This window comes from Streptomyces sp. SAI-127 (assembly GCF_029894425.1).
In the GTDB taxonomy this organism is placed as follows: Bacteria; Actinomycetota; Actinomycetes; order Streptomycetales; family Streptomycetaceae; genus Streptomyces.
Genome location: NZ_JARXYJ010000002.1, coordinates 126931 through 151742, shown reverse-complemented (window position 1 = coordinate 151742; position 24812 = coordinate 126931). Strand labels below are relative to the sequence as shown.

The following is a 24812-nucleotide window of genomic DNA, read 5'->3' as shown; positions in this document are numbered from 1 at the left end:
GCAAGGATGCCGCCATGGAGCAGATATTGAGTCGGCAGGAAGCATCAGAGGCGGTCCAGGACTACGGGTGGCGCTTCTTGCTGGGCACCTTGCGAACGTCGGTCCGGGTCAGATCGCTGGCTCAGGCGACGGGCTTGGCGGCGGACACCGTCGCGGTGTGCGGCGACAACGCCGATCGGCACCTTCTGGTCGATGTCCGCCCCGATCGGGTCGTCTTCACTCTGCAGTCGTTGGACCGCGCAGCGGTTACTACCCGGGATGTCGAACTCGCGCGTCAGATCTCCGCCACCGCTGACGGGTCCGGCCTTCTGACCGAGCCCGAAATCGGAACGGGGGCACCGCGGTCCGTCCAGCTTCTGGAGATCGCGATCGATGCACTGAACATCGCCGGGATTCGGCCGTTCTGGAAGGCGGTGCTGGGCTATACGGATGAGGCGGATGCCGAGGGACCGGAGGATCCGCTCGTCGACCCGGTCGGGCAGGGTCCTGCCATCTGGTTCCAGCAGATGGACCGGGCGCGCCCTCAGCGCAATCGCATCCACTTCGACATCTGTGTTCCGCATGACGAGGCACCCCGGCGGATCGAGGCCGCACTGGCGGCTGGAGGCCGACTTGTGTCCGCGACCCGTGCCCCCGCTTTCTGGGTACTTGCCGACCTGGAGGGAAACGAAGCCTGCGTTACCACGTGGCAGGGTCGAGACGGCTGAGTCCTTCTTCGACCGTGCTGCTCACACCCTAGGCCGCGCGTACGGCCCTTGAGCGATCTCCGCCCGCAAGAAGCGCACTTCCTCGATGTCGACGTCGGCCGACACGGTCGTGCGGCGCCTTCTGGGTGCCGTACGACCGTGGTGAGGGCAGCCCCTGCGGGACACCTGGTCAGTCCTGGTCGGCGGGGAGGGGGAGGAATCGCAGGTAGGCGGGGACGGCGACGGCGGTGACAGCGACGTGCATGACCATCAAGGCGATGACGGCACCCCAGCTGGTGCCGGGCCTGCTGTCGGAGACGCCGACCATGATGTCGGGGATCAGGCTGACGATCAGGACGACGGGCACGAGGGTGCGCAGCAGCCGGGCCGGACGGGCCGATCGCGCGCGGATGATCGCCCAGGCGGCAGCGGAGACCACAACGCCGAAGACGGTGAAGGCGGCGTAGGCGGGCAGTTGGAGGGCTTCGAAATCGTCCGAGGCGCCGGCGGCGTGGGCTATCGCGGCGATGACGGCGTTGAGGGCGACGGCGACGGCGGCGGTGCCGATCAGGCCGCCGGTGACGACGAGACCGCTGGGACGGGCCGGGCCGGCGGCGAGCTGGTGGCTCATCGTGTTTCTCCGGATCGAGTGGGGACGGGGCGGGGAGGCGGGTGGGAAAGCGGGTGGGGTCAGCCGGCTATGGCGACGGAGCGGCGGCCGGTGGTGGTGTCGGTGAGCGCGGTGAGGATCCAGGCGGCGACGTCGGCGCGGCTGATGGTGTCCCCCATGCGCAAGGTCGCCGACTCGGGCAGGGGCTTGGCGGCGCCCGTGGCAGGACCGTTGGTGAGGCGGACTGCGTGGACGAGGGTGTAGTCGAGGTCGCTGGCACGCAACGCGTCCTCGGCGGCCGCCTTGTCCTTGACCATGGCGCCCATGGCCGTGCTGGACATGAACTTGGCGGGTCCGCTCAGGCGTTCGCGCAGCACGGCGAAGGAGGACAGTTCCACGAACCGGGTGACGCCGGTGGTGGCGGCGCCGGAGATGACGGCGCGCGTGGCGTCGGTGATGACGGTTCCACCGGTCGCGCCGAGAGTACTGATCACCGCGTCGACGCCCGCCATGGCCTGCGTGACGTCACCGGCGTCGGTGGCCTGCCCGGCGACCACGTCGAGGCCGGGCTGAGCGTCCACTTTCTCGGGTGAGCGGACGAGCGCGCGCACGGTGTGGCCCGCGGCCAGAGCCTGGTCGACGACCAGGCGCCCGGTGGCTCCCGTGGCACCGAGGACAAGCAGCTTCATGGGGGGCTCCTCAAGGCTTCGGCGCTGCTCGGAACCCCGGGCAGTCACTTAAAGCGTTAACTGAAAAGTAGCGGCAATGGCTTCAAGCTTCAAGTCATCACAAGCTGGATTCACTTCAAGCGTGAAGCATCGGTACATTGGGGAGCATGACGAACACCCCTGCTGACGAGGCACCCCGCTGGCTCGACGACGAGGAGCGCCGCGCCTGGCTCGGCCTGGTCGGCATCATGCGACGCCTGGAACACGCGCTCGACACGCAACTGCGCGACGAAGGGCTGACGCACTTCGAGTACGGGGTGATGGCGGCACTGTCGGATTCGCCGCAGCGGGAACTGCGCATGAGCGCGCTCGCCGCGTTCGCCGAGGGCTCGCTCTCCCGCCTCTCCCAGGTCGTGGCCCGGCTCGAACGCAAGGGATACGCCCAGCGCCGCCCCGATCCGGCCGACGGCCGCTACACGCTGGCCGCCCTGACCGACGAGGGGTACGACAAGATCGTCGACGTCGCTCCCGGCCACGTCGCGGAGGTGCGCCGTCTGGTGTTCGACCCGTTGACCAAGGCGCAGGTCAAACAGCTTGCCCACATCGGCCAGCGGATCCTGCACACCATCGCCCCCGACCACTGCGACGGCGACCGGGGCTGAGAGCGTTCGGGGTTCCCCACGATCCGACCGACGTGCCGGCCGAGATCGTCGACCACCCCGCCGAGCAGTGAGGGCGCGGGGCGAAACCGCCACGCCGTCGCCTCGACCACCGTGCGTCGGTCTACCGGCGGACAGCCCCTAGCCTTCACAGCGAGGAACAGAAGCCCGAGCACGGCCCACGCCTCATCAGAGATCACGTCACGCGACACAAGCACAAGGCTGCGCCCGACGATTTCGAAGACCCTCTGGAAGCACGCTCCGAGGCTGACCGAGACTTGTTGTCCGCGCGCACCACGAAGCGTCTACTGGTCAGACGGGATCGGTGAACGAGATCGGCTTGCCGGTGGCGTGGGCATAGGCGATCTCCCTGCTCGTGGACTCGCCGATATACCCGCCGGGGTTGACGACCAGAACCCGGTCAGCCAGGTCGATCTTGCGCAGGTGGAGGGCGTCCAGCGCGGTCTTCTGCTGGTTGGTGATCAATTCGTCTGCTTCGCCTGGCGCGACGACGATGACACCTGCGAAGGTCAGATCACGGTTCGCCGCACGCATCTCGTCCACGAACCGGGTAGAGCCGCAGATGCAGACAATCTCGGGTCGGTCGGGCACGGCTCAGTCCTTCGGTTGAACGGGAAACCGTCAGTGTGCACGTTGACATCACAGACAGGCACACGAGGCAACAGTTTACGCAGCGAGATGGACACCACGCGGCTGCACTGTCGCAGGCGGGAGGCGTGGCCTGTACGGGGAAAGATACGGATCTTCATCTGGCCGGCCCCGAGACGGCCGACGGCAGCGCTGGACCCCGCCCAGCGGATGCTGCACACGCCCGTCGCCCTCGACGACGGCCAGGCCGTCGCGGTGACCGCCTCGGTCGGGCCCGCCCATCCCCGCATCCTCGGCATCTACCAGCTGTCCCTGCTGCAGCGTGCCGCCGATACCGCCCTCTGCGACGGCAAGCACTCCGGCCAAGCCGTCCTCGCGGGCTCCCAGCACGCCACCATGCCGTCCGTCAACGGCCGCCGACTCGGCCGACCGGGCACCGCCCTGTGGGGCCGGGCCGCCTGGCTCCGGCCCGGTCACCCACTTCCCCTCCAGCAACCCATCCGTGAGCGCATCCCGGCATGCCTTCTGCCGGCCCTTTGGCTACTCGACCAGATGCCGGTGCGCCTTGCTCCAGTCGATTCTGTCGTCGAGTTCGGTCAGGAACCCATCGGCAGCCCAGGTGGCCTGGGGCTCGTGCCCCTGCTCGGCCAGCCGGCGGACTAGGTCGGCATTGTCTTGCTGCCCGGCGATGACGGCGTCGACGATCCCCGCGGGCGAGTCGAGGCCGTACGCGCTGCAGAAGTCCTCCAGTCGCGATCGGCGGTCGGGCGGCGCCGGGCAGTGCAGCCAGCGCAGGCATTCGGCATCGTCGCGGAACGGGGCAACGTACTCCAGGGCGTAGGCCACGTCGTGCATGCGTGGTGCCGGGCGGGCGAAGTCCCAGTCGATGATTCCCACCGGCTGGTCTTCCTGCCAGACGACGTTCCAGGGACCGAAGTCCCCATGGCAGATGACCTCGTCAGCGCCTGGGCTGCCTGAGTCCGTGGACCAGTTCGCGCTCGGCGGAGGTGAAAAGCTCCTGCAGGCATCATGGTAGTCGCGCAACAGCCGGGCGAAGTTCCTCAGACCATGGTCGTCCACGACCTTGGCCCAGCCCAACTGACCGGAGTCACCCTCAATGTAGGTAAGGACCTCACGCCCCTCGTCGTCGATTCCCAGCGGCTGCGGCGCATAGGCAAAGCCAACCTCCGCCAGGTGCCGCAACAACGCATGGACGGTGGGCGTCCACGGCTGGACGGGCCTGCGGACAGTGTCACCAATCCGCACCACCCGCCGATGGGCACCGTCCTGCATCACTTCCTCACTCGACACGCAGTTCACGTTACCCAGTCGCCTGAAGGCGCGGCACCTCGACTGGCCCCAGCCCTAACGTGGCTCGGTGAGCGACGGACGGCCAGGGCTTGCCTCCCACCTCTGTGACGTGACGGCGCGTGAAACGAACTGTTCATTGACGGAGTGATCACGGCGTCGGAGCCGTCCTGGACAGCCCCGTTCACCGGGATGAGCCCACGCTGCTCCCGCAAGCTGATCACCGCGTTACGCCGCGAGGGCGCGGACTCACAAAGCCAAGGTCGTCCCTGGAGCCTGCACTTGGAGAACCGCGTGCTCTTGGTCACCATGTACTGGCGCACGAACTTGACGCTGCGACAGCCGGCTCCGTTATTCGGCATCTCGAAGTCCGCGGCTGCCCACATCATCGATCATCTTGGGCCATGGCTCGCGCTCGACTCCGCAAACGGTTCCGCAAGGACACGGTGCTCATCGTGGACGGCACCCTTGGTCGTGGTGGTTGGCCCGCCTCTTCCCGGTAACCGCAACGACTGCAAGGCGTGGGAGGAATCCGGAGCCAAGGCCGCCGTCGGCAACACTGTCGCCATCGCAGACGGCGGCTGTCCCGGCGCAAGCCTGGTCATCCCGCACCGCCGTAAGCCAGGCCGAACGGAACTCCCGAGGTGGAAGGAAGAACACAACCGCTCACACAAGCAGGGCCGAGCCCGTGGCGAGCACACCTGCACACCCATGAAGGGCTGGAAGATCCTGCGCGACTGTCGGCTCAAGGGCGACGGCGTCCACGACGCCATGCACGGCATCGCCCGCCTGCACAACCTCTGCCTCACCGGGTGAGCGAGCAAGCCGCAGCGCAGTGCTGCCGTGCCCAGCGACTCACAGATCATCGCGGGACGACCCTCAGGGCGAGCCCGGCCTGTACGGGTTCGCCAACGGTGTCGCAGTCACGCCGGGGGGTACAACGGCGGGGTTGGCCCTCGACGCAACCGCTGTAGCGACCATCGGGCAGCCCCGCGCCACGACGACCTGGGCAACGACCTAGGCAACGACCTTTGCGACCGACTCACGAGCCCGCTGTGCGATGCGGTCATCCGTGGAGTCGTCCGCCCCGCCCACCCCGATGGCGCCGATGACCTCCCCGTCGGCCGTCACGATCGGCACGCCGCCGGCCACCGGCAGGAGGTTGGAATCGACCAGGTGGGGAGGTGCCACCTGCATCTGGGGGGATGCCGCGAAGGCCGCGAACCTCGCTGTCGTGACACCGCTCACGGCCGAGGTGTAGGCCTTGCGTCGCGCGGTCTCCACGCCGAGGAGTCCCACGCCGTCGTCACTGAGGAGAACCTTCGTGACACCACTTCGGTTGACCACGACGGCGCACACCTTGTGGCCCTCGGCCCGTCCTGCTTCCAGGGCGGCGAGTGCGGCGCCGTGCGCGATCTCGTAGCTGAGCGGCTCTCGCATGGAGCGGTTCCTTCCCTTGCCGGCCTCTCGTCGACCGGAGGGTCAACCGGCCGTCTTCCGTGGAGTCCGCTCAGTATGTAGCCGTCGGGCGTGAATGTGAAGTGGGGATCACATTCACATCCGGCACGGCAGAGCTCACCGCACCGACGCCCCGAGCAGGTACAGGCAGGCGACGTCCACCAGCTCATCAGTGAGCTGACGCCACGTCAGCGGACGGTCGGACTCGAACAGCTCGCCGTACAGCACGCGGTTCTGACAGGTCCCGTAGATCAGGCGATAGACGACATCCACACGCGCCTCCGGCTCCGGCGCGTCGATCATCGACATGATCGGCTCCAGGAACTGCCGGAAGACACGAACGGCGTCGATGGCGGCCTCGGAGCCGACCCGGGCCACCGCGGGATCGGTGGCGCCCGCGGCCAGGAAGACGCGCATCAGGCGCTCGTGCGCCTGATACGTCTCGGTGAGTCCGGTGACCGCCGAGGCGACCAGCGCGGTCGGATCCGTACGCAGCGGAGTGAAGCGGCGGACGATGTCGGCGCGGAACTGGTCGATCATGTCATGCTGCAAGGCCGCGATCAGGCGGTCCTTGTCGCCGAACCGCCGATAGACGCTGCCCACGGAGACACCCGCCCGGGCGGCGACGGCCGCGACGGTGAGCGCCTCGGTGCCGCCCTCTTCGAGCAGGGCCGTGCCAGCTTCCATGATGCGCTGCTGGGTCAGCCGGCTGCGCGCCTGCTGCGCCGGCGGCAGATCGAGGGACGGTTCGGTACTCACCGCACCAGCGTATACGCCGTCAATACCCCCTCCGGCAGCCGCTGTACGCAGCGCCGCCGGACCGCGATCAGCGGTGCGCCTGGTCGCCGTTCCACCCCGCCAGGCCCTCTGTCGACCGACCGCTTCCCGACCGACGAGCACCTGAACATGACCCTTGACGCACTCCCAGGTGAAATGCGAATGTGAATCAACAATCCTATTCGAGGTCGCACACGACGGTGCCCTCGCAGGTGTTCCCCCACAGCCCTGCATGCTCCATCTGCTGTGCACCCGAGCCGCACGGGAGACACAACGATGACCACCACTTCAGAGGTCGACACCGGCACGGCCTACGGCCGCCCGAAGCCCTCGTACAACGCCCGCCTCCGCGAGGTGGGGCCCGGTACCCCCATGGGCGAGGCCCTGCGCCGCTACTGGCACCCGGTCGCCAGCTCCGAGACGCTCATCGCCGGTGCGCTGCCGCAGAAGACGCGCGTACTCGGTGAGGACCTGGTCGTCTTCCGGGACGGGCAGGGCAACCCCGGTGTGGTGATCGAGCGCTGCACCCACCGCGGCGCCAGCCTCTTCTACGGCCGTGTCGAGGACGACGGCATCCGCTGCTGCTACCACGGCTGGAAGTTCGACGTGCAGGGCCGCTGCATCGAGCAGGCCTGCGAGCCGGCCCTGGGGCGCAGGCGCGACGCCGCCCGGCAGCCGTGGTACCCCGTCGAGGAGCGCTACGGCCTGGTCTTCGTCTACATGGGCCCGCCCGAGCTCAAGCCCGAACTCCCCCGCTACGACGTGCTGGAGAACCCCGCGGAGGACGAGAAGTACTTCGCCAGCTGGCCCGTCCCCCACGCCGCGATCACCGGCATGCCGACGGACTTCAGCTGGCTCAACATCTACGAGAACTCCGCCGACCCGACGCACGTCACCTGGCTGCACTCCACGCACAGCGGGTACCAGATGCTGGGCACCGGCAAGGCCGGCGGCTATCCCGAGAACTTCTTCGACCCGTCCCTCATCGCCGACCGTGTGACGTACGAACGCACCGACCACGGGCTGAAGTACACCCAGCGATTCGAGGTCGAGGGCGAGGACGGCGAGGTCACCGAATGCGCCTTCGCGGTCGAGCAGCACCTTCCCAACGTGTTCGGGCTGCCCGACTTCGTGAAGGCCACCCCCGACAAGCGACCCGACCAGTTGTTGTGGGTCGTGCCCTCCGACGACACCAGCCACCGGCTCTTCTTCTCGATCCGCACGAACGATCCCGAGCGCATGGTCGGCTTCGTGATTGGCATCACGCAGAACGGCAAGCAGAACCACGAGCTGACCGACGAGGAACGCCAGAAGTTCCCCGGTGACGCGGAGGCCCAGGGCTCGCAGGGAGCGATCACCCTGGACTCCGAGGAGACCCTGGCCACCTCGGACCGCGGCGTCGTCATGCTGCGCCGCATGCTTCTCGCCATGGCCGACGACGTCGAGGCCGGGCGCGACCCGATCAACATCGTCCGCGACCCGTCGGTGGTCCACCGCACCGAGTCCGGCCTGTTCACCCTCGGCAAGCGCAAGGCGGGCGACGACGCCGACGCCCCGGCCGCCGCCGGCATCTGAGCGCGAACCATGAACAACGAGTGGCTCGACACCATCGTGGTCGCCCGGCACGACGCGACCTCCCGGATCGTGGTGCTCGATCTGGTCAGTCCCGGCGGCATCGAGCTCCCGGAGTTCGCCGCCGGCGCCCATGTCGACGTACTGGTGGACGGTGCCGCCGGGCTGGTCCGCCAGTACTCCCTGTGCGGGCCGCCCCACGACCGCGCCCGCTACCGGCTGGCGGTGCTCGCCGAGGCGGCGTCGCGCGGCGGCTCGCTGGGGATGCACCGGCTCCGCGAGGGCGACAGGCTGCGGATCTCCCGTCCGCGGAACAGGTTCGGCGTCTCGGACCGGGCGCGTCGCCATCTGCTGATGGCCGGCGGTATCGGCGTGACTCCCCTGTTGGCCATGGCACACGAGCTCGAAGCCAGGGGCGCGGAGTACACGTTGCACCACTTCGCTCGAAGCCGGCCGGATTCGGCGTTCCTCGACGAGTTGGAGCAGAACCCCCACGTTCGGCTCCACTTCGACGACGGCCCGGACGACCAGCGCTTCATCTCCGCCGCCGACCTCGGTCCACCCGACCCCGACACGGCGATCTACGTCTGTGGCCCCGGGGGCTTCATGGACTTCGTGATCTCCATGGCACTCGGAGCGGGATGGCCTGCCGAAGCGATCCACAAGGAGCGCTTCGCACCCGTGGAGGACACCGCCGCCCACACGGCCGGAGCGTCTTTCAGGGTACGGCTGGCCAAGTCCGGCGGCGAGTACGAGGTCAAGGACGGCGAGAGCGTCCTCGACGTCCTGCTCGCGGGCGGCATCGACGCCCCCTACTCCTGCCAGCAGGGGATCTGCGGCGAGTGCATCGTCCGCGTACTCGCCGGCGAGCCCGACCACCGCGACGACATCCTGACCGACCGTGAACGCGCCGACGGCATGTTCACCACGTGCTCGTCACGAGCACTCTCACCGATTCTGGAGCTGGACCTATGACGACAACGACGTCCACCACATCCACCGCACCCACCGACATCATCGAGGCGGTCGAGCAGGCGGAGGCCGCCTGGCTCGCGGCTCTCACCAAGGGCGAAGAAGCGATGACCGCCCTCCTGCTGGCGGACTTCCGGGGAGTCCACGGCCCGGTCGGGAAGATCGACGACGGCAAGACCTTCGCGCATTTCACCTGGACCCGCCGCCGCCATGTCTTCGCGAAGGCCGAGAATCTCAGCATCACGGTGCACGGCACCACCGCGATCACCACCTGCCTCCAGGAGATGCACATCGTCTTCGACGAGAACCTCCCGCCGTTCCCGGTCCAGGAAGCGGTGACGCGGGTGTGGGAGGAGACCGCGGAGGGCTGGCGCCTGGCGCACCTGCACCAGGCCAAGCGCATGCCGCCCGCCTGAGACACGAGAAGCCCGGGACACCACAAGCCTGAGGCCCGGAAGGCCGACCGCCCTGAACCCTCACGCGGCTGTTCGATGAACGGACATGAGGGTTCAGGGCATGCCGCCGTGGGCGGAGAGTTCGACATGCAGGGTTCGTGCGGCGAAAGCCGCTGCTGTGGAGATGAGGCAAGACATGTCAGCCACTGAGACCGAGGCTCCCCCGTCCGGCGCGGTCCGGACCAGCGACCTGTTCATCGCGGGCGAGCACGTCGCGGCCAGGGACGGTCGCTACTTCCATACGACCGAGGCCCTCACCGGTGAACCGATCGCACGGGTCGCGGCGGCCTCCGTCGAGGACGTCAACCTCGCGGTGGACGCGGCGGCTGCCGCCCTTCCCGATTGGTCGAGCCTCCCGCCGGCCGCACGTCGGACGGTTCTGGAGCGCGCGGCCGTCCTGCTCGACGAGCGGACCGACGACATCGTCGCCACGATGAGCCGCGAGATGGGCGCAACCCTCCCCTGGTGCGGCTTCAACGTGCACGTGGCGAAGGGCATGCTCGTCGAGGCGGCGGCCCAGGCGTACGCGGCCGTCGGCGAGGTCATCCCGTCGGACGTGCCCGGCCTCACCGCCCTCGGCGTACGTCAGCCGGTCGGCGTCGTCGTCGGCATCGCACCGTGGAACGCGCCGCTGATCCTCGGCGTTCGCTCCATCGTGTGGCCGCTGGTGTGGGGCAACACCGTGGTGCTCAAGTCCTCCGAGCAGACGCCGCTCACCCAGGCCGCCATCGTCCAGGTATTGCACGACGCGGGTGTGCCCGCCGGAGCGGTCAATCTCATCAGCAACGCGCCCGAGGACGGCCCGAGCGTCGTCGAGGCGCTGATCGCCCACCGCGCCGTGACGCGCGTGAACTTCACCGGGTCCAGCCGGGTCGGCCGTATCATCGGCGAGCTCGGCGGTCGCCACCTCACCCGTGTCGTGCTCGAACTCGGTGGCAAGGCGCCCTTCCTGGTCCTTCCCGACGCCGATCTGGAGGAGGCCGCCGCGGCGGCCAGCTTCGGTGCCTTCATGAACCAGGGCGAGATCTGCATGTCGACCGAGCGCGTCATCGTGGACAGGACCGTCGCCGACGAGCTCTCCTCCCGTCTGGCCGAGCGTGCTTCCAAGCTGGTCGTCGGGCCCCCGAGCGACCCCGCATCCCAGGTGGGCCCGCTGGTCCACGGCGCCGCCCGCGACCACGTGATCGCGTTGATCGAGGACGCCCGTGCCAAGGGCGCGCAGGTCCTGGCGGGCGGTACGGCCGACGGCCTGTTCGTGCAGCCCACCGTGCTGCGCGGGGTCACGCCGGACATGCGTGTCTACACCGAGGAGACCTTCGGACCGGTGGTCTCGATCATCGAGGTGGATTCGACCGACGAAGCCGTCGCGGTCGCCAACGACACCGAGTACGGACTCTCCGCCGCGGTCTTCGGCAAGGACGCGGCCGCCGCGCTCGACGTGGCCCGCCGGATCAAGTCGGGCATCTGCCACATCAACGGCGCCACAGTGCACGACGAACCCCAGATGCCCTTCGGCGGCGTCGGCGCCAGCGGCTGGGGCCGGTTCGGGTCGCGCGCCGCGCTGGAGGAGTTCACCGAATTGCGCTGGATCACCATCCAGTCGGGATCACGCCACTACCCGATCTGACCTGCACCACGAGATCCGATCGGAGATCGAACCATGTCGCAGACCGACAACGACCGCCATGAGATACGGCGGCTCATCGAGAACTGGGCGCTGTGGCGCGACGCCGGGGACTGGGACCGCTTCGCCACGGTCTGGCATCCGCGCGAGGGCCGGATGAGCGCCACCTGGTTCCAGGGCAGCGCCACCGACTTCATCAAGGCCAGCCGTGAGGGCTTCGAGAACGGCGTCAGCATCCTGCACTTCCTGGGCGGCCACACCGCGGACATCGTCGGCGACCGGGCCGTCGCACAGACGAAGATGACGATCAATCAGCGCGCGAGCGTCGACGGCGTCGAGGTCGATGTCGTGTGCACCGGCCGCTTCTACGACTTCCTCTCCCGCCACGAGGGTCGCTGGACCATCGTGCGCCGGCAGCCGATCTACGAGAAGGACCGGCTCGACGTCGTGGACCCCGCCGCCTCACTGACATTGGACCCCGACCTCCTGAACCGGTTCCCGACCGGCTACCGGCACCTGGGCTACCTGCAGACCAAGGCGGGATTCACGGTGAAGGACGGGCTTCCCGGCCTCACCGGCACAGCCGTCGAGCAGCTCTACAGCGAAGGCAAGCAATGGCTGGCGGAAGCCTGATGCAGTTCACCCACGCGACCCTTCCCCAGCGGGTGGTGTTCGCGGCCGGGGAGTCACCCGCCGCCGTGGCGGCGGAGGTCGAGGCACTCGACGGCTCCAAGGTCATGCTGATCGCCTCGGACCGCGAGAAGGAGCTGGCCGACCCCATCGCCAAGGAGATCCCGGTCGTCCTGCGTCACGAGGAGGTCGTGATGCACGTACCGGTCGAGGTCGCGGGGCGAGCACTGCGGACGGCGGTGGACGCGGGCGTGGACATCCTGGTCAGCGTCGGCGGCGGCTCGACCACGGGGCTGGCCAAGGCGGTGGCGCTGACCACCGGGCTGCCGATCGTCGCGGTACCCACCACCTACGCGGGCTCCGAGGCGACCAACGTGTGGGGCCTGACCGAAGGCGAGACCAAGACCACCGGCGTGGACGACAAGGTGCTGCCCGCCTCGGTCGTCTACGACGCCGCTCTGCTCACCTCGCTGCCCGGCGAGATGACGGTGGCCAGCGGCCTGAACGCGATGGCGCACTGCGTGGATTCGATGTGGGGGCCGCGTGCCGACCCGATCGACCGGGCGCTGGCGCAGGAGGGCATCCGCGCACTCGCGACCGGTCTGCCCGCGGTGGCCGACGACTCGACCGGCGTCGAGGGCATCGAGCAGACGCTGTACGGCGCCTACCTCGCCGCTGTCGCGTTCGCCTCGGCCGGCTCCGGGATGCATCACAAGATCTGCCACGTCCTCGGCGGCATGTTCAACCTCCCGCACGCACAGACCCACGCCGTCGTGCTGCCCTACGTGCTGGCCTTCAACGCCCCGCACGCCCCCGAGGCGGAGGCCCGCATCGCCCAGGCCTTCGACGCCCGACGGGCCGGCGCCGGACTGGCCGCCCTCCGCGAGGTGCTCGACGCGCCGAGGGCACTGCGCGACTACGGCATGCCCGAGGACGGCATCGCCAAGGCGCTGGGGCCGATCACGAAGGCGATCCCCGACAACAACCCGGCCCCCGTCACCGACGAGAACCTGACCGCGCTGCTGAAGGCGGCGTGGGCCGGCGACCCGATCAACTGAAGGAGGCCGTCATGGCTACCTACGTCAACCCCGGCTCGGCCCAGGCCGGTGCCCGCGGCACCATCTACCGCGAGGTGTCGCCGGAGCAGCAGGCGGTCGAGCAGCAACTCGTCGACAACGTCGTGGCCTCCTTCGACGCCTGCCAGGACCCGCGGCTGCGGGAACTCATGACCTCCCTGGTCAAGCACCTGCACTCCTTCATCCGCGAGGTCCGGCTGACCGAGGAGGAATGGGGGACGGCGATCGACTTCCTCACCAGGGCCGGCCACATCACCGACGAGGTCCGGCAGGAGTTCATCCTGCTCTCCGACACCCTCGGCACGAGCATGCAGACCATCAACGTCAACAACCAGGCCTACCAGGGCGCCACCGAGGCCACCGTCTTCGGGCCGTTCTTCGTCGACGACTCCCCCGCCATCGAACTCGGCGACGACCTGGCCTTCGGTGCCCCCGGCGAGCCCTGCTGGGTCGAGGGCACCGTCACCGACACCGACGGCACCCCACTCGCCGGCGCGCTCATCGAAGTCTGGGAAGCCGACGAGGACGGGCTCTACGACGTGCAGTACGAGGCCGGCAAGCGCGCAGGCCGGGCACACCTCTTCTCCGCGGCCGACGGCAGCTACCGCTTCTGGGGCCTCACCCCCACGCCGTACCCCATCCCCGACGACGGACCCGTCGGCCAGATGCTCGACGCGGTCGGCCGCTCACCGCTGCGCGCCGCCCACCTGCACTTCATGGTGTCCCACGAGGGGGCGCGCACGCTGGTGACCCACATCTTCCCCGAGGGCGACCCGATCGGCCGCAAGGACACCGTCTTCGGCGTGAAGGACTCCCTGATCAAGCGGTTCGAACGGCAGCCCGCCGGCACGCCGACACCCGACGGCCGCGTCATCGACGGCACATGGAGCCGAGTGCGCTTCGACATCGTCCTCGCCCCCAAGGGCGTCTGACCTGCCGGCCGCTGCGCCCGGAACACGGTCCGGTGTTGCCGGCCGGCTCGGGTTCCCGGGGCCGGCCGCCCCCGGTGGACTGGGCGAGGCCGGTCCGTCGAGGTCATGGGTGGCGCTTCGGAGTCCGTGTACCGGTCACACGAGAGGTTGCCAGATCCGTACTGACCCGCTCGGCACGGTTGCTGCCTATGCGGTGAGCGAAACGGTGAAGCTCGTGGTGGACGAGGAGCGTCCTTGCCGTGCGATACACGCAGGCACCGAACCCCTGGGCAAGGGGACTGGTCATGCCCCTTGCCCGGTGGCGGCATCATGGCGGGGAAGGTTGAGGCGGGATGATCCCTGCCTCGTGGGCCACCACCGCGGCAGCGGCCCGGTTGTCCGCGCCGGTGACGCAACACCCGTTGTGACACGGGCATCGAGGTCACCGGACTGGCAGCAACTCCGCGAAGTCGCGCACAGGTCGCGAACCGTCCCAGTCGACCGATGCCCGCCAGACGGACGTGAAGATTGCGCGCGTGATCTCGTTGTCCTGGACGAACTCGATCATTCCCGGGGCGTCTTCACCTGTGTCCAGGAAGAAGACCTCACCCCCTGGGGCACGATCGTGGAAATGCACCGACGCTCCGCTCGCCTCGCGACGTTCGACCTCTTCCCTGACGTTCGGCACGGCCTTGGCGACGTGATGGAAGCCGTAGCCACGGCGTTCGTGGGCGTCCTGGTAGATGGAGGGTTCGTCGTCCAGGGTCTGGATGAGCTCGACCATCATGTGTCCCGAGAAGGCGAGGGCGAGGGTGAACTCGGCCCTCCCCGGCTCACCACGGTAGGTGGAGCCCGCGCCGCCGATCCTCTCGTTCACGAACCAGGGGCCGACGCCGAGTTCGCCGGTCCACCAGCGCATCCCGGCGGTGAGGTCGGGGACCGTGTACGCGACCTGGATGACGGCGTCGGTCGGCTGGCCGAAGGGAAACTCCATGACGGTTGTCCTCGCTCGTCTCTATGCCGACGGGCGGGTGAAGCCGGTGGCGCCGCCGTCCACCGGGAGGGCCGCGCCGGTGATGTAGCCGGCTTCGGATGAGGCCAGGAAGAGCACGGCGTCGGCGAGCTCGTCCGGTTCTCCTTCTCGGAGCATGGGCGTGCTGAGCCTGACCCGCTCCCGGAATGCCTCGGCTCCGCCGGGCGGAAGGCCCGTCGTACGTGCGGCGATGTCGGTGTTCATACCGCCGGGAATGACGATGTTGACCCGGATTCCGTCGCCGATGACTTCGGCGGCGAGGATGCGTGTCAGGTGCTCGAGTGCGGCCTTGCTGGTTCCGTAGGCGGCGGTTCCCGCGCTGGCCCTTCGGCCGGCTGCCGAGCCGCAGAAGACGACGGCTCCACCGGGTGCGAGCAAGGGCCTGAGCCCCTGCATGAGGAAGAACGAGCCCTTGACGTTGGTGTCGAACACCATGTCCCAGGTGGCTTCGTCCATGTCGTCGAGGCGCTTGATGCCCGCCTGCCCGGCGTTGAGGAAGGCGGCATCAAGGTGGTCGACCTGTGCGGCGACCTCCGCGACGGCGGCCTTGATGCCGGCCACTGAGGAGAGGTCGGCCGCCACGGCGATCGTGCCCTCGCCGATCAGACCACTCGCGAGCTTCAGCTGGTCCGGGTCCCGCGCGATGACGACCACGCGTGCGCCCTCGCGCGCGAAGGCCTGTGCGGCTGCCAGGCCCAGTCCTCTGCTACCGCCGGTGACGAGGCAGGTCTTGCCGAGGAAGCGCTGACGCCGGTCCTCGACGACCCGGTCGCGGCTTCCGGCGTCGGTCGTGTCGTTCATGGTTCTCCTTGGTGGGGGATCAGGAGTGGCGGTTCGGCGGTGGCCGTTCAGGAGTGGCAGTTCATGCGTCGATCTCGATGCCGCCGAACGGAGCTCCGCCGTTCAGGACGCGCTCCTCCGGAGGAATGGGCGCGAGGCTGACGCGTACGTCGATGCATGTCGGCCGGCGAGCGGCCAGGGCGGCCTCGATCGCCGGGCGGAGCTGGTCGAGTTCTGTGACGTCGACGCCGTCCGCGCCGAGGGCTCGTGCCACGCCGCTGTAGGAGCCGTTCTGCAGGCGGTTGTTGGTGACACGGTCCTCTCCGAAGAGGAACTGCTGGGTGTGCAGGGTGGCGCCCCAGGCCTGGTTGTTGAGGACGATCACGATGACCGGGAGTCCTGCGCGGACGAGGGTGTCGAACTCGGCGAGGCTGTAGCCGACGGCGCCGTCGCCGGTGACGAGGATCGTCGCCTTGTCGGGGGTGGCGTGTTGCGCTCCGAGGGCCACGCCGAAGTTGCTGCCCATCGAGCTGAGGTAGCCGTGCCCGAGGTAGTGGGCCAGCGGGGCGAGGGCGATGGTCTCGGAGAGCCACAGTTCGGTGAGGGCGCCGTCGACGACGACGGTGGCGTTGTCGGGGACGCTCTCGGCGATCGTGCGGACCGCGAGGTACGGGTGGATCGCGTCGTCCTCGTGGTCCTCGGTTTCTGCGGCGAGTGCGGAGCGCCGGGTGGCCGAGATGTCCCGCAGGGTCGTGAGCCAGTCGTCGCGCCCGGCGGGTACGGGGTTGTCGTCCAGGCGCTCGTTCAGCAGGCCGATGGTGCCGACCGGGTCGGCCTGGATGCCGAGTTCGACCTCCTGGAGGCGGCCGAGTTCACGGCCGTCGGGGTCGATCTGGAAGATCCGCGCGCTCTTGGGGAGCAGTCGGCCCGTGCCGAACTGGGTGGTCATTCCGAAGCGCAGCCCGAACAGCAGGACCAGGTCGGGCCGCTCGTCCTCGGGGACGGTGGCCAGGGTCTGGACGAGACCGACGTGCTGCTGTGAGCCGACGATCGCCCCGAGGCCCTCCCAGTCGGAGAAGAGGGGGACTCCGGTACGGGCCGCGAACTCGTGCAGCTGCGTCCGTGCTTCGGCGGTGACAAAGGCCTTGCCGACCAGCGCGATCGGCCGCCGGGCGGCGGCGAGCGCCTCGAGGATCCGGTCGACGCCGGCGGCGGGAGCGATGCCGGTGCCGTCGATGTCGAGGCGGTAGTCCTCGACCTCGTCGACGTCGACCTGCTGGCGCAGGACGTCCCAGGGAATGTCGAGGAGCACCGGGCCCTTGGGCTCCGACTGCGCGATGCGGATCGCCTGGGCGACCAGGCGGGGGATCAGCTCGGTACGGGTGACGCGGTGCGCGAACTTGGTCACCGGGGCCGCCATGGCGACCTGGTCGAAGCCGGCCTGCTGGTCGTTGATCTGGTCCGTCTCGAGGGGGCCGGAGCCGGCGATGTAGAGGACGGGGGTCCGGTCCAGATGGGCGTTGGCGATGGAGGTCAGCACGTTGGTGAAGCCGCCTCCGGCCGTGACGACGGCGACCCCCAGATCCCCGGTGACCCGTGCGTAGCCCTCGGCCGCGTGGCCGGCGTTCATCTCGTGGCGCACGTCGACGATGCGGAGCTTCGCGTCCAGGGCGTCCTGGAAGATGCCGTCGACGTGTGCTCCGTTCAGGCCGAAGGCGACGTCGACTCCGGCTCGCTGCAGTGTTCGCACGACGAGCCCACTACCGGTTGCCTGTGCCATTGGGTGATCCGCCCTTCGGGACGTACTCAGGGATTCGCAGAGGTCATGGGGAACAGGGCCATGTCACGGGCCGTCCGTACCGGAGTCTCGGGTGTGGCCCGGGGGGCGGCAATGACCGTGTTCGTTGGATGGTCAACGCCTTGTCCGACGGGGCAAGGTCGAGACCCGTCGACCGGGCCCGCCCGGCCGGAGCGTCGGGGCTGATTCACACCGAGGCCGAGACGGCGACCTCGGGGTCGTACTCGTAGATCCAGCCGTTCGCTCTGAGGGGGTCGTCCTGCGAGTACGCCAGGTCGCGGGCCTGCTGCTCGGGGCCGTCCGGAAGGTGGTTGATGTGGGACCGTCCGTGTGAGATCTCCTGCAGGCGGGCCGTGCGGCGGCGGCGGAGTTCTTCGTAGCGTCCGAGCGCCGCCGACGGGCTGTCCGGGTCCTTTGCGAGACAGAGGGCCAGGACGGCTCCGTCCTCGATCGCCTGGGCGGCGCCCTGGGCGAAGAAGGGGAACATCGGGTGGGCCGCGTCACCCAGCAGGGTCGCGTTGCCGCGGCTCCAGTTGTCGAGGGGCTCACGGTCGAGCAGCGCCCAGCGCCCCGGTGTGTCGGCCGACCGGATCAGCTCCACCAGCCGCGGGTCCCAGCCGTCGAACTCGTCGAGCAGTTCCTCCAGTGTCGCGGTGGCCGTCCACGACTCGACGCTGCTCGCGCCGGCGGGTGCGAAGGCGACGAGGTTGACGTACTCCCCGCCGGAGACCGGGTAGTGCGCGAGGTGGTGGTCGGGGCCGATCCAGAGGGTCTGGGCGGGCCGCCTGGCGAATTCGGGTGCCTTGTGCGCCGGTACGAGGGCTCGGTACGCGCAGATGCCCGACTCCCTGGCCTGGGTCGGCCCGACGATCGCGCTGCGCACCCGTGAGTGGACTCCGTCGGCACCGATGAGGATGTCCGGGCGAACGGTTTCGCCGTCCTCGAACCTCAGCACCGCCTGATCGCCTTCGAACTCGACCGAGACACAGCGCCTGCCGAGGTGGAGCGAGTCCTCGGGGACGGCCGACCGCAAGGCATTCAGCAGGTCGGCGCGGTGGGCGGTGTAAGTGTGCTCGCCGTACAGGCGTTTGCACCCGTCCTGAAGGTTCTCCGCGGAGAGGACGGCGCCGTTCTCCCAGCGCCGGAACTCCCAGCCGATCTCCATCTGCACCGCGCGCTCGACGAACCGGTCCAGTACGCCGAGACGCCGCAGCAGGCGGGCGGCGTTGGGGGCGATCACCAGGCCGGCGCCGACCTCGGTCAGGGCTGCGGCCTGCTCGTAGACGTCACTGTGGAAGCCCTTGTCGCGGAGGAAGGCCGCGGCAGCGAGGCCTCCGATGCCGCCACCGAGGATCGCGATCCTGGGGCCTGCTTCCGTAGTCATCATGCTCTTTCACTCCCGTTGACCTCTGGCGAGGTGGTGGCTGGCTGCCCTGCAAGGGTCCGGCAAAGTGCGCGCTGAAAGAACAGCTTCGTCCATCCAACGAACATTGGAGGTAGAGTCACCGGCGCCACGCAGGATGAAGGAGAGGCCCATGCCTCGTGCGAACGAGCCAGGACGCACTGTCAGCTCCCGACTCTGGGATCTGCTGTTCGCCTTTGACCCCAACAACACCGAGATGACCCTCGCCGACCTGGTCCGGCGCACCGGCATGCCGCACGCCACCGCCAGGCGCTTGACGCTCGAACTCGTGGAGGCGGGCGCGCTGGAACGCACCAGCGACAACCGCTTCGCGATCGGCCTGCCTCTGTGGCGCCTCGGGACCCTCGCACCACGCGCCGAGACACTGCGCAGCGCCGCGCAGCCGTTCGTGGAGGACCTGTACACGGCTCTTCGCCAGCATGTGCAGTTGGCTGTCCTCCAGGGCGACCAGGCCGTGATCATCGAGCGCTTGTCGGCCCTCAACGCCGTCGGTCTGACCTCACAGGTCGGCGGCCAGCTGCCCCTGCACTGCTCAGGCGTCGGCAAGGTACTGCTGAGCCACAGCAGTCCGGCGTTCATCGACGAGGTGCTGGCCGGAAGACTGCGACGCTTCACTCCCAGAACGATCGTGGACCCGGCCGAACTCCGTGGCCAGCTGGCGTCCTGTCGCTCGACCGGAACGGTGGTCGTCAAGGAAGAGCTGAGCGAGGGGGCCGAGTCGGTCGCGACGCGCATCGTCGACGGCCGCGGCAAAGTCGTCGCGGCCCTCTCCGTCGTGGTGGCCGCGGGTTCGATCAAACTGCAGGCGGCCGTTCCCTCGCTGGTCGCGAGCGGACTGGGGTTGTCCAGGAGTCTCGGCTGGCGGCCGGGCATCCCCATTCGCACCTCGTGACCTCTCGCGAGGCGAGGAAACCGGCACGTCATGCGTGTCATGCCGACGGTTGCCGCCGGGAGAGCTGCATGTGGCCCAGGCGCCATCCCTCGTCGGTCGAGAACCACACCCGGGTGGCCACGGCCTGCACCAGGAACGGCGGCAGGTCGGGCAGGCGCCGGATGCGCATCTTCTGGAAGCACGTCACGATGGCCCGTCCGTCCCGCTCCCGGCAGGTCACCTCGCTGGTCTCGGCCTCGACGGTGGCTCCCATGGACGCGTTGTAGGCGAGGAAACGCTCGCGTTCATGGAAGTTCCCGACCGGACCGTGGACGATCACGCAGTCGGGGAGCATGAGTTCACGCTGTTCCTCGTCGCCTTTCGTGATCGCGACGAGCCACGCGTCCTCCGCCTCGGCGACCGTGGCCGGTGTGCGGACGTCGTTCCTGCTCGTCCCCGGGTGTGTCGTGGTCATGGTGTGTCTCCTGTCCGAGTGTGTCTGTTGATCGTTTGTCTCTTGTATGCCATGGCCCGCCGCAACTATCTCTGTCGGGGAGTCGCGGCGAGCGCTCCGGTTGTCCCGGCGCCGGCCGTCAGCCGTCGAGGGTGTGCGGGTCGTCGTCGAGATGAGCCTGGTCCACGCCACCGGGCCCACCCACGAGGGTGAGCGCCGCCGCCACCAGAGCGGCCACACCACCGAGCACGAACGCCAGGGAGTAACTGCTGCTGAGGGCGTGGAAAGCGACGTCCTTGAGCGGGTTGAAGGGGATGACCTGACCGTCCGGCGAAGTGATGCTGCCCGGCACCGAGTTGGCGCCGAGCGGGCCCGAGCCCACAGCGTGCACCGCCGCCTCCAGCTGCGCTTTCTGATCCGCTGGAGCATGTGCCGGAGCGGCCTGGAACGCCGCATAAGCCTTGCTCAGGCCGGGATTGTCGGTCAGGTTGCGCGCGATCTCCTTGGCGGCCTGGCTCAGCGCGACAGCGCCCATGATCGCGGGGCCGAGTGCGAACCCGAGGTCCCGGAACGTGCTCGTGGCACCGCTTGCCATGCCGGCGAGGTGGTTGGGCAGGGTGTTGACCGCGACCGCGCTGATGGCGGCGAAGGCGAGTGCCGAGCCGACGCCGGCGAGGATCAGCGGCCCGACGATGGCGGTCAGTGTCCGATCGCTCGTCGGAACGCCCGCGAACCACAGCCCGCTGGCGCCGATGAGGACCAGGCCGGTGAAGAGCACCCACCGGGGGTTGTACCGCTCGAGCAGCTTGGAGGTGAGGGGCAGCTGCACCAAGCCGATGCCTCCGAAGAAGAGGTACGCGACGGAGGCCTTCAGCGGGCTGATTCCCTGGATGATGGTGAGGCGGATACTGGTGGAGTACATGATCGCGAGGAAGCCGAACATCCCGATCACGGTGACCACCGAGTTCACGGCGAACGCCCGGTTCTTGAACACGCTCAGGAGAAGGAGCGGCGCTTCCGCGCGGTTCTCCACGAAGACGAACAGCGCGAGGAGCACGGCCGCGGCGAGGAACGCGATGACGATCTGCGGGCTCCCCCAGCCGCTCTCGGAGCCCTGGATCACGGCGTAGAGCAGGGCGAACAGGCCGAGTGCGGAGGTGATCTGCCCCGGCCAGTCGAGGGAACGGCCCTGGGGCGAGGAGGAGTTGCGGGCGATGGCCAGCGACAGGAGCGCGCTCACCGCGGCGATGACGAGGACACCGACGTAGGCCCAGCGCCAGTTCGCGTTCCCGGCCCAACCGCTGTGGATCTTGGTGGAGAGCCCTGCCAGCAGCGGTCCGAGGAAGCCGCCGATCGACAGCGCGGGCGGCCCAGATCGCCACGCCCCGCGCGCGGGTGGCGGTGGTGTGCGTGCCTGCTGCCACCATGGCCAGGCTCGTCGGGAAGATGGCCGCAGCCCCGATGCCGCTGAGGAGTTGGGCGAGGATCAGCAATGACACCCGTGTGTCGGTCGAGTATCCCGAACCCGGTACCAGGACCGCGAGGGTCGAGCCGACCGCGATGAGCGCGGCGCCCCCGACGAGCAGTCGCTTACGGCCGAACAGGTCACCGAACACGCCGAAGCCCAGCTCCAGTGCGGCCACGGGAAGCATGAAGGCGTCGGTGATCCAGGTCAGTTGGGCCGAGGACGGCGCGAGGTCCTGCTGGATCAGGCCGTTGATGAGCGAGGGGACGGCAAGGGCCATCTGCGCGAGGCACACGGCGAGAACCACCGCGGTCAGGGTGCCCGGGGTCAGGGTGTATCTGCCCCCCTCTCCCTCTGCCGCCTTGGGTGAATCGATCTGGACCATGGACGACTCCTTGGCGCGAAGCGCTGCTGTGGGAACCGGCGTCCGCTGCCGGGCCCCGCTGTGGGGTGTTTTTGTCGCGGTCATCCCGGCAACACCGCTGCCGTGCCGCCCCTGGGCCTCGCGGAGCGTCCCCGCGCCGCCCTTCCACCGGACCTGATTCAGGAGGCTGCCCGGCGCGGTGGCGACCGGCCGAGCAGCGTCAAGCTAGGAGTGACCCCCGTCACGCTCAACGGTCATGTTCATTGGACGAACAAGCCGCCGCTGATCCGCGGTCGCCCAGCGCACCATCTCTGCAGGACGGCCGTGCCGTGGCCGCCCGGAAGGAGCGGTGACTCATGACGGGGAGGCTGACGGGCAGGACTGCCGTCGTGACCGGGGGCAGTACGGGCATCGGGCAGGAGATCGCCCGCAGGCTCGCGGCGGAGGGCGCGGACATCGCCGTAGCGGACATCGATCCGGCCGACGAGACGCGGGCCCTCGTCACGCAGACCGGTCAGCGATTCTTCAGCGACAAGGTCGACGTCTCGGTAGAGGACGCGATCAACGGGTTCGCCGCCCGGGTCCGGCGTGAACTCGGCGCCGCCGACATCCTGGTGAACAACGCGGCCGTCGTTCTGCTCGCCGATATCGACCAAGTGACGTTCGACGCGTGGCGTCGCACGTTCGCCGTGAACGTGGACGGTCCCTTCCTGGCCTCCCGGGCATTCCTGCCGGACCTGAAGGAGTCCGAGGCGGGACGGATCATCAACATCACGTCGTCGAGCTACTGGAGTCCCCCACCCCCCTTCGTCTCCTACATCTCCGCCAAGGGCGCGCTGAACGGACTCACCTCTGTCCTGGCCGCCAACCTCGCCGCTCACCACATCACCGTCAACGGCGTCGCAGCGAGCCTCGTCCGGACGGCCACGGCCGCGGAGAAGACGAGCGAGTTCTTCTTCGACCAGACCGTGCAGATGCAGAACATCAAGCGGGTGCAGATGCCGGCCGACGTCTCGGGCGTCGTGGCGTTTCTCGCCTCAGACGACGCCGCGTTCATCACGGGGCAGATCGTCGTCGCTGACGGCGGAAGCACGCGCCGCTGAGAGGTCTCTTCGGAGCGAACCGCTCAATCCGCACGGTAGAGCGACGGGATCACCCGATCGTGAGTTCTTCCGCGGTCGCGTCCTGTGTGCCGCGATCCTCGGGAGGACGGTGTGCGCCCAGGGCTGCCAGGGCTGTACGACGGACGAGGGGGACGGCGTGACGCGAAAAGCGGGAGAGGCCGGAGGCCTGATCAGCGACAGCCAAGCACTCCTGCTGGCTGCCGGACTGGCCGATCTGGCGGTGAGCACGGTGGGTTCGGCCCTGGGGACGGTGCGAGGGCTGTTGCGCCGGTCGGACGCCACCGAGCTGGCCGGAGAGGCAGAGCGCGAACTCGTGGCGCGTGGGCGCCTGGTGCTGGACCGGTATGCGGCCGTGCCCCCGGCCCACTTGGAGATCCTCGCCCAGCGCGCCCTGGCCCGGAAGGCCGCCGGTGGCGTATGAGCGGTGGGAGCCGACCCTGTTCAAGGCCCGCGTGGACGAGGTGCTGCGGCGGTTCGTCGCCCGGGAGGCCGACGAGTTCGCGGCGGTCGATCCGATGCTCGGTGCCGTGGCCGGGAGACTGGAGGCGGCGGTCGCGGACGGCAAGCGGCTGCGGGCGGCGTTCTGTTACTGGGGTTGGCGGGCGGTGGGGCAGCCGGACAGCGACGCGCTGGTGCGGGCGGCCGCCTCGATGGAACTGGTGCATGCCGCCGCGGTCGTGCACGACGACCTCATCGACGACAGCCCGCTGCGGCACGGGCGCCCCACCACCCACGTCGCCCTGCGCCGGGCCGTAGGGGATCGTCCCGACGCCGATGCCGCCGGACGGTCGTTGGCGATGCTGGTGGGAGATCTGCTGATGGCGCTGGCCGGGCAGTTGTTCGCCGCCAGCGGTCTGCCCGCCGCGTATCTCGTCCGGGCCCGCCCGTTGTGGGCGGTGATGGCCCGTGAGCTGATCGCGGGCGAGTGTCTGGAGATTCTGCGCACGGGTGGCGGCTTGGACACCGAGGCAGCGCTGAAGGTGATCCGGTACAAGACCGCCAAGTACACCGTCGAACAACCTCTGTTGATCGGTGGGGCGCTGGCCGGGGCGGGCGTGCGGCTGCGCGAGGGATATTCCGCGTACGGGCTGCCGCTGGGCGAGGCGTTCCAGCTCCGGGACGACCTGCTCGGGCTGTTCGGAGACCCCGAGCTCACCGGCAAGGCCAATGCCGACGATGTGCGCGGCCGACGGCCCACCGCGCTGCTGGCGGAGACATGGCGTCTCGCCGACGACGCGGAGCGGGAGTCGCTGCACACGCTGCTGGGCCGGGACGACCTGGACGGGACGGGGCTGGACACGGTGCGCGGGGTCATGCGCCGGCTGAAGGCGCCCGACCGCATCGAGAGCATGATCGAGGCACGGGTCGAGGAGGCTCTCGGCGCCCTCCACGAACTGGACCTGCCGGCACACGCCGCCGGCGGACTGACCGCGCTGGCGCATTCCGCGGCGGTACGCCTGTCCTGACCGCCCCCATACACACCGC

25 protein-coding genes and 2 pseudogenes are annotated in these 24812 nt (G+C 69.1%); 14 read left to right on the top strand and 13 right to left on the bottom strand.

Going from position 1 to position 24812, the window contains the following annotated elements; genetic code table 11:
• Nucleotides 1-14: 14 nt before the first annotated feature.
• Nucleotides 15-707, top strand: a complete 693-nt coding sequence (locus tag M2157_RS46380; RefSeq protein ID WP_280868460.1) for a VOC family protein — start codon at nt 15-17, stop codon at nt 705-707.
• A 169-nt stretch (nt 708-876) separates the two neighbouring features.
• Here the strand turns inward: M2157_RS46380 and M2157_RS46375 are convergent, their stop codons facing one another.
• The gene (locus M2157_RS46375) at nt 877-1317 is read right to left on the bottom strand and encodes a DUF6069 family protein (RefSeq protein WP_280859489.1); all 441 of its coding nucleotides are present in this window, start codon (nt 1315-1317) and stop codon (nt 877-879) included.
• Nucleotides 1318-1376: 59 nt separating this feature from the next.
• The gene (locus M2157_RS46370; RefSeq protein ID WP_280868459.1) at nt 1377-1985 is read right to left on the bottom strand and encodes an SDR family oxidoreductase; all 609 of its coding nucleotides are present in this window, start codon (nt 1983-1985) and stop codon (nt 1377-1379) included.
• A 146-nt stretch (nt 1986-2131) separates the two neighbouring features.
• Between M2157_RS46370 and M2157_RS46365 the strand changes: the two genes are divergently transcribed.
• Nucleotides 2132-2626, top strand: a complete 495-nt coding sequence (locus tag M2157_RS46365; RefSeq protein ID WP_280859491.1) for a MarR family transcriptional regulator — start codon at nt 2132-2134, stop codon at nt 2624-2626.
• Nucleotides 2627-2935: 309 nt separating this feature from the next.
• Here M2157_RS46365 and M2157_RS46360 read toward each other — a convergent pair whose 3' ends face one another.
• Entirely contained in the window at nt 2936-3235 is a 300-nt protein-coding gene (locus M2157_RS46360) for a hypothetical protein (protein WP_280859492.1), read from the bottom strand.
• A 537-nt stretch (nt 3236-3772) separates the two neighbouring features.
• Nucleotides 3773-4543 carry an aminoglycoside phosphotransferase family protein gene (locus M2157_RS46355; protein WP_280859501.1) on the bottom strand — a complete coding sequence of 257 codons (771 nt, stop codon included), beginning with the start codon at nt 4541-4543 and terminating at the stop codon, nt 3773-3775.
• A gap of 135 nt (nt 4544-4678) precedes the next feature.
• Between M2157_RS46355 and M2157_RS46350 the strand changes: the two are divergent.
• Nucleotides 4679-5356: pseudogene (locus M2157_RS46350) on the top strand (transposase family protein).
• A gap of 201 nt (nt 5357-5557) precedes the next feature.
• Here M2157_RS46350 and M2157_RS46345 read toward each other — a convergent pair.
• Both M2157_RS46345 and M2157_RS46340 read right to left on the bottom strand, forming a co-directional pair.
• A complete protein-coding gene (locus M2157_RS46345) occupies nt 5558-5980 on the bottom strand; it encodes a heme-binding protein (RefSeq protein ID WP_280859502.1) in 423 nt (140 codons plus the stop codon).
• Nucleotides 5981-6115: 135 nt separating this feature from the next.
• A complete protein-coding gene (locus tag M2157_RS46340) occupies nt 6116-6757 on the bottom strand; it encodes a TetR/AcrR family transcriptional regulator (protein ID WP_280859503.1) in 642 nt (213 codons plus the stop codon).
• Between the two features lie 294 nt (nt 6758-7051).
• Between M2157_RS46340 and M2157_RS46335 the strand changes: the two genes are divergently transcribed.
• The 7 genes from M2157_RS46335 (at nt 7052) to M2157_RS46305 (ending at nt 14036) form a co-directional block, all read left to right on the top strand.
• Nucleotides 7052-8350: a Rieske 2Fe-2S domain-containing protein gene (locus tag M2157_RS46335; RefSeq protein WP_280859504.1), complete on the top strand. Its 1299-nt coding sequence runs from the start codon at nt 7052-7054 to the stop codon at nt 8348-8350.
• 9 nt (nt 8351-8359) lie between these two features.
• On the top strand, nt 8360-9322 hold the full coding sequence (locus tag M2157_RS46330) for a PDR/VanB family oxidoreductase (protein ID WP_280859505.1): 963 nt from the start codon (nt 8360-8362) through the stop codon (nt 9320-9322).
• The gene (locus M2157_RS46325; RefSeq protein WP_280859506.1) at nt 9319-9735 is read left to right on the top strand and encodes a nuclear transport factor 2 family protein; all 417 of its coding nucleotides are present in this window, start codon (nt 9319-9321) and stop codon (nt 9733-9735) included. The genes M2157_RS46330 and M2157_RS46325 overlap by 4 nt, the downstream gene beginning before the upstream one ends.
• A gap of 175 nt (nt 9736-9910) precedes the next feature.
• A complete protein-coding gene (locus tag M2157_RS46320) occupies nt 9911-11401 on the top strand; it encodes an aldehyde dehydrogenase (protein ID WP_280859507.1) in 1491 nt (496 codons plus the stop codon).
• Between the two features lie 33 nt (nt 11402-11434).
• Entirely contained in the window at nt 11435-12031 is a 597-nt protein-coding gene (locus M2157_RS46315) for a nuclear transport factor 2 family protein (RefSeq protein ID WP_280859508.1), read from the top strand.
• On the top strand, nt 12031-13086 hold the full coding sequence (locus M2157_RS46310) for a maleylacetate reductase (protein ID WP_280859509.1): 1056 nt from the start codon (nt 12031-12033) through the stop codon (nt 13084-13086). Before M2157_RS46315 ends, M2157_RS46310 begins: the two co-directional genes overlap by 1 nt.
• An 11-nt stretch (nt 13087-13097) precedes the next feature.
• Nucleotides 13098-14036 carry a dioxygenase gene (locus M2157_RS46305; RefSeq protein ID WP_280868458.1) on the top strand — a complete coding sequence of 313 codons (939 nt, stop codon included), beginning with the start codon at nt 13098-13100 and terminating at the stop codon, nt 14034-14036.
• A 421-nt stretch (nt 14037-14457) separates the two neighbouring features.
• Here M2157_RS46305 and M2157_RS46300 read toward each other — a convergent pair whose 3' ends face one another.
• From M2157_RS46300 to M2157_RS46285, 4 genes are all read right to left on the bottom strand, one after another.
• A complete protein-coding gene (locus M2157_RS46300) occupies nt 14458-15009 on the bottom strand; it encodes a VOC family protein (RefSeq protein WP_280859511.1) in 552 nt (183 codons plus the stop codon).
• A 21-nt stretch (nt 15010-15030) separates the two neighbouring features.
• The gene (locus M2157_RS46295; protein WP_280868457.1) at nt 15031-15849 is read right to left on the bottom strand and encodes an SDR family oxidoreductase; all 819 of its coding nucleotides are present in this window, start codon (nt 15847-15849) and stop codon (nt 15031-15033) included.
• A 61-nt stretch (nt 15850-15910) separates the two neighbouring features.
• Nucleotides 15911-17608 carry a thiamine pyrophosphate-binding protein gene (locus tag M2157_RS46290; protein ID WP_280859513.1) on the bottom strand — a complete coding sequence of 566 codons (1698 nt, stop codon included), beginning with the start codon at nt 17606-17608 and terminating at the stop codon, nt 15911-15913.
• Between the two features lie 205 nt (nt 17609-17813).
• Nucleotides 17814-19013 carry an FAD-dependent monooxygenase gene (locus M2157_RS46285; RefSeq protein WP_280859514.1) on the bottom strand — a complete coding sequence of 400 codons (1200 nt, stop codon included), beginning with the start codon at nt 19011-19013 and terminating at the stop codon, nt 17814-17816.
• A 148-nt stretch (nt 19014-19161) separates the two neighbouring features.
• On the opposite strand from M2157_RS46285, the gene M2157_RS46280 reads away from it, so the two are divergent.
• Nucleotides 19162-19941, top strand: coding sequence for an IclR family transcriptional regulator (locus tag M2157_RS46280; RefSeq protein WP_280859515.1), 780 nt, complete (start codon nt 19162-19164; stop codon nt 19939-19941).
• A gap of 37 nt (nt 19942-19978) precedes the next feature.
• On the opposite strand, the gene M2157_RS46275 is transcribed toward M2157_RS46280, so the two are convergent.
• The 3 genes and pseudogenes from M2157_RS46275 to M2157_RS46265 all read right to left on the bottom strand — a co-directional run.
• Nucleotides 19979-20395 carry a nuclear transport factor 2 family protein gene (locus tag M2157_RS46275; RefSeq protein WP_280859516.1) on the bottom strand — a complete coding sequence of 139 codons (417 nt, stop codon included), beginning with the start codon at nt 20393-20395 and terminating at the stop codon, nt 19979-19981.
• A 118-nt stretch (nt 20396-20513) separates the two neighbouring features.
• On the bottom strand, nt 20514-21683 hold the full coding sequence (locus tag M2157_RS46270) for an MFS transporter (protein ID WP_280868560.1): 1170 nt from the start codon (nt 21681-21683) through the stop codon (nt 20514-20516).
• 115 nt (nt 21684-21798) lie between these two features.
• Nucleotides 21799-22119, bottom strand: a pseudogene (locus tag M2157_RS46265) (MFS transporter); the annotation flags it as partial.
• Nucleotides 22120-22559: 440 nt separating this feature from the next.
• Here M2157_RS46265 and M2157_RS46260 point away from each other — a divergent pair.
• The 3 genes from M2157_RS46260 to M2157_RS46250 all read left to right on the top strand — a co-directional run bounded on the left by M2157_RS46260 (nt 22560) and on the right by M2157_RS46250 (nt 24793).
• Complete coding sequence (locus tag M2157_RS46260; protein WP_280868456.1) at nt 22560-23306, top strand: SDR family oxidoreductase; 747 nt, start codon at nt 22560-22562, stop codon at nt 23304-23306.
• Between the two features lie 157 nt (nt 23307-23463).
• Nucleotides 23464-23748: a polyprenyl synthetase gene (locus M2157_RS46255; RefSeq protein WP_280859519.1), complete on the top strand. Its 285-nt coding sequence runs from the start codon at nt 23464-23466 to the stop codon at nt 23746-23748.
• Nucleotides 23738-24793: a polyprenyl synthetase family protein gene (locus M2157_RS46250; RefSeq protein WP_280868455.1), complete on the top strand. Its 1056-nt coding sequence runs from the start codon at nt 23738-23740 to the stop codon at nt 24791-24793. The genes M2157_RS46255 and M2157_RS46250 overlap by 11 nt, the downstream gene beginning before the upstream one ends.
• The last annotated feature ends 19 nt before the right edge of the window (nt 24794-24812 follow it).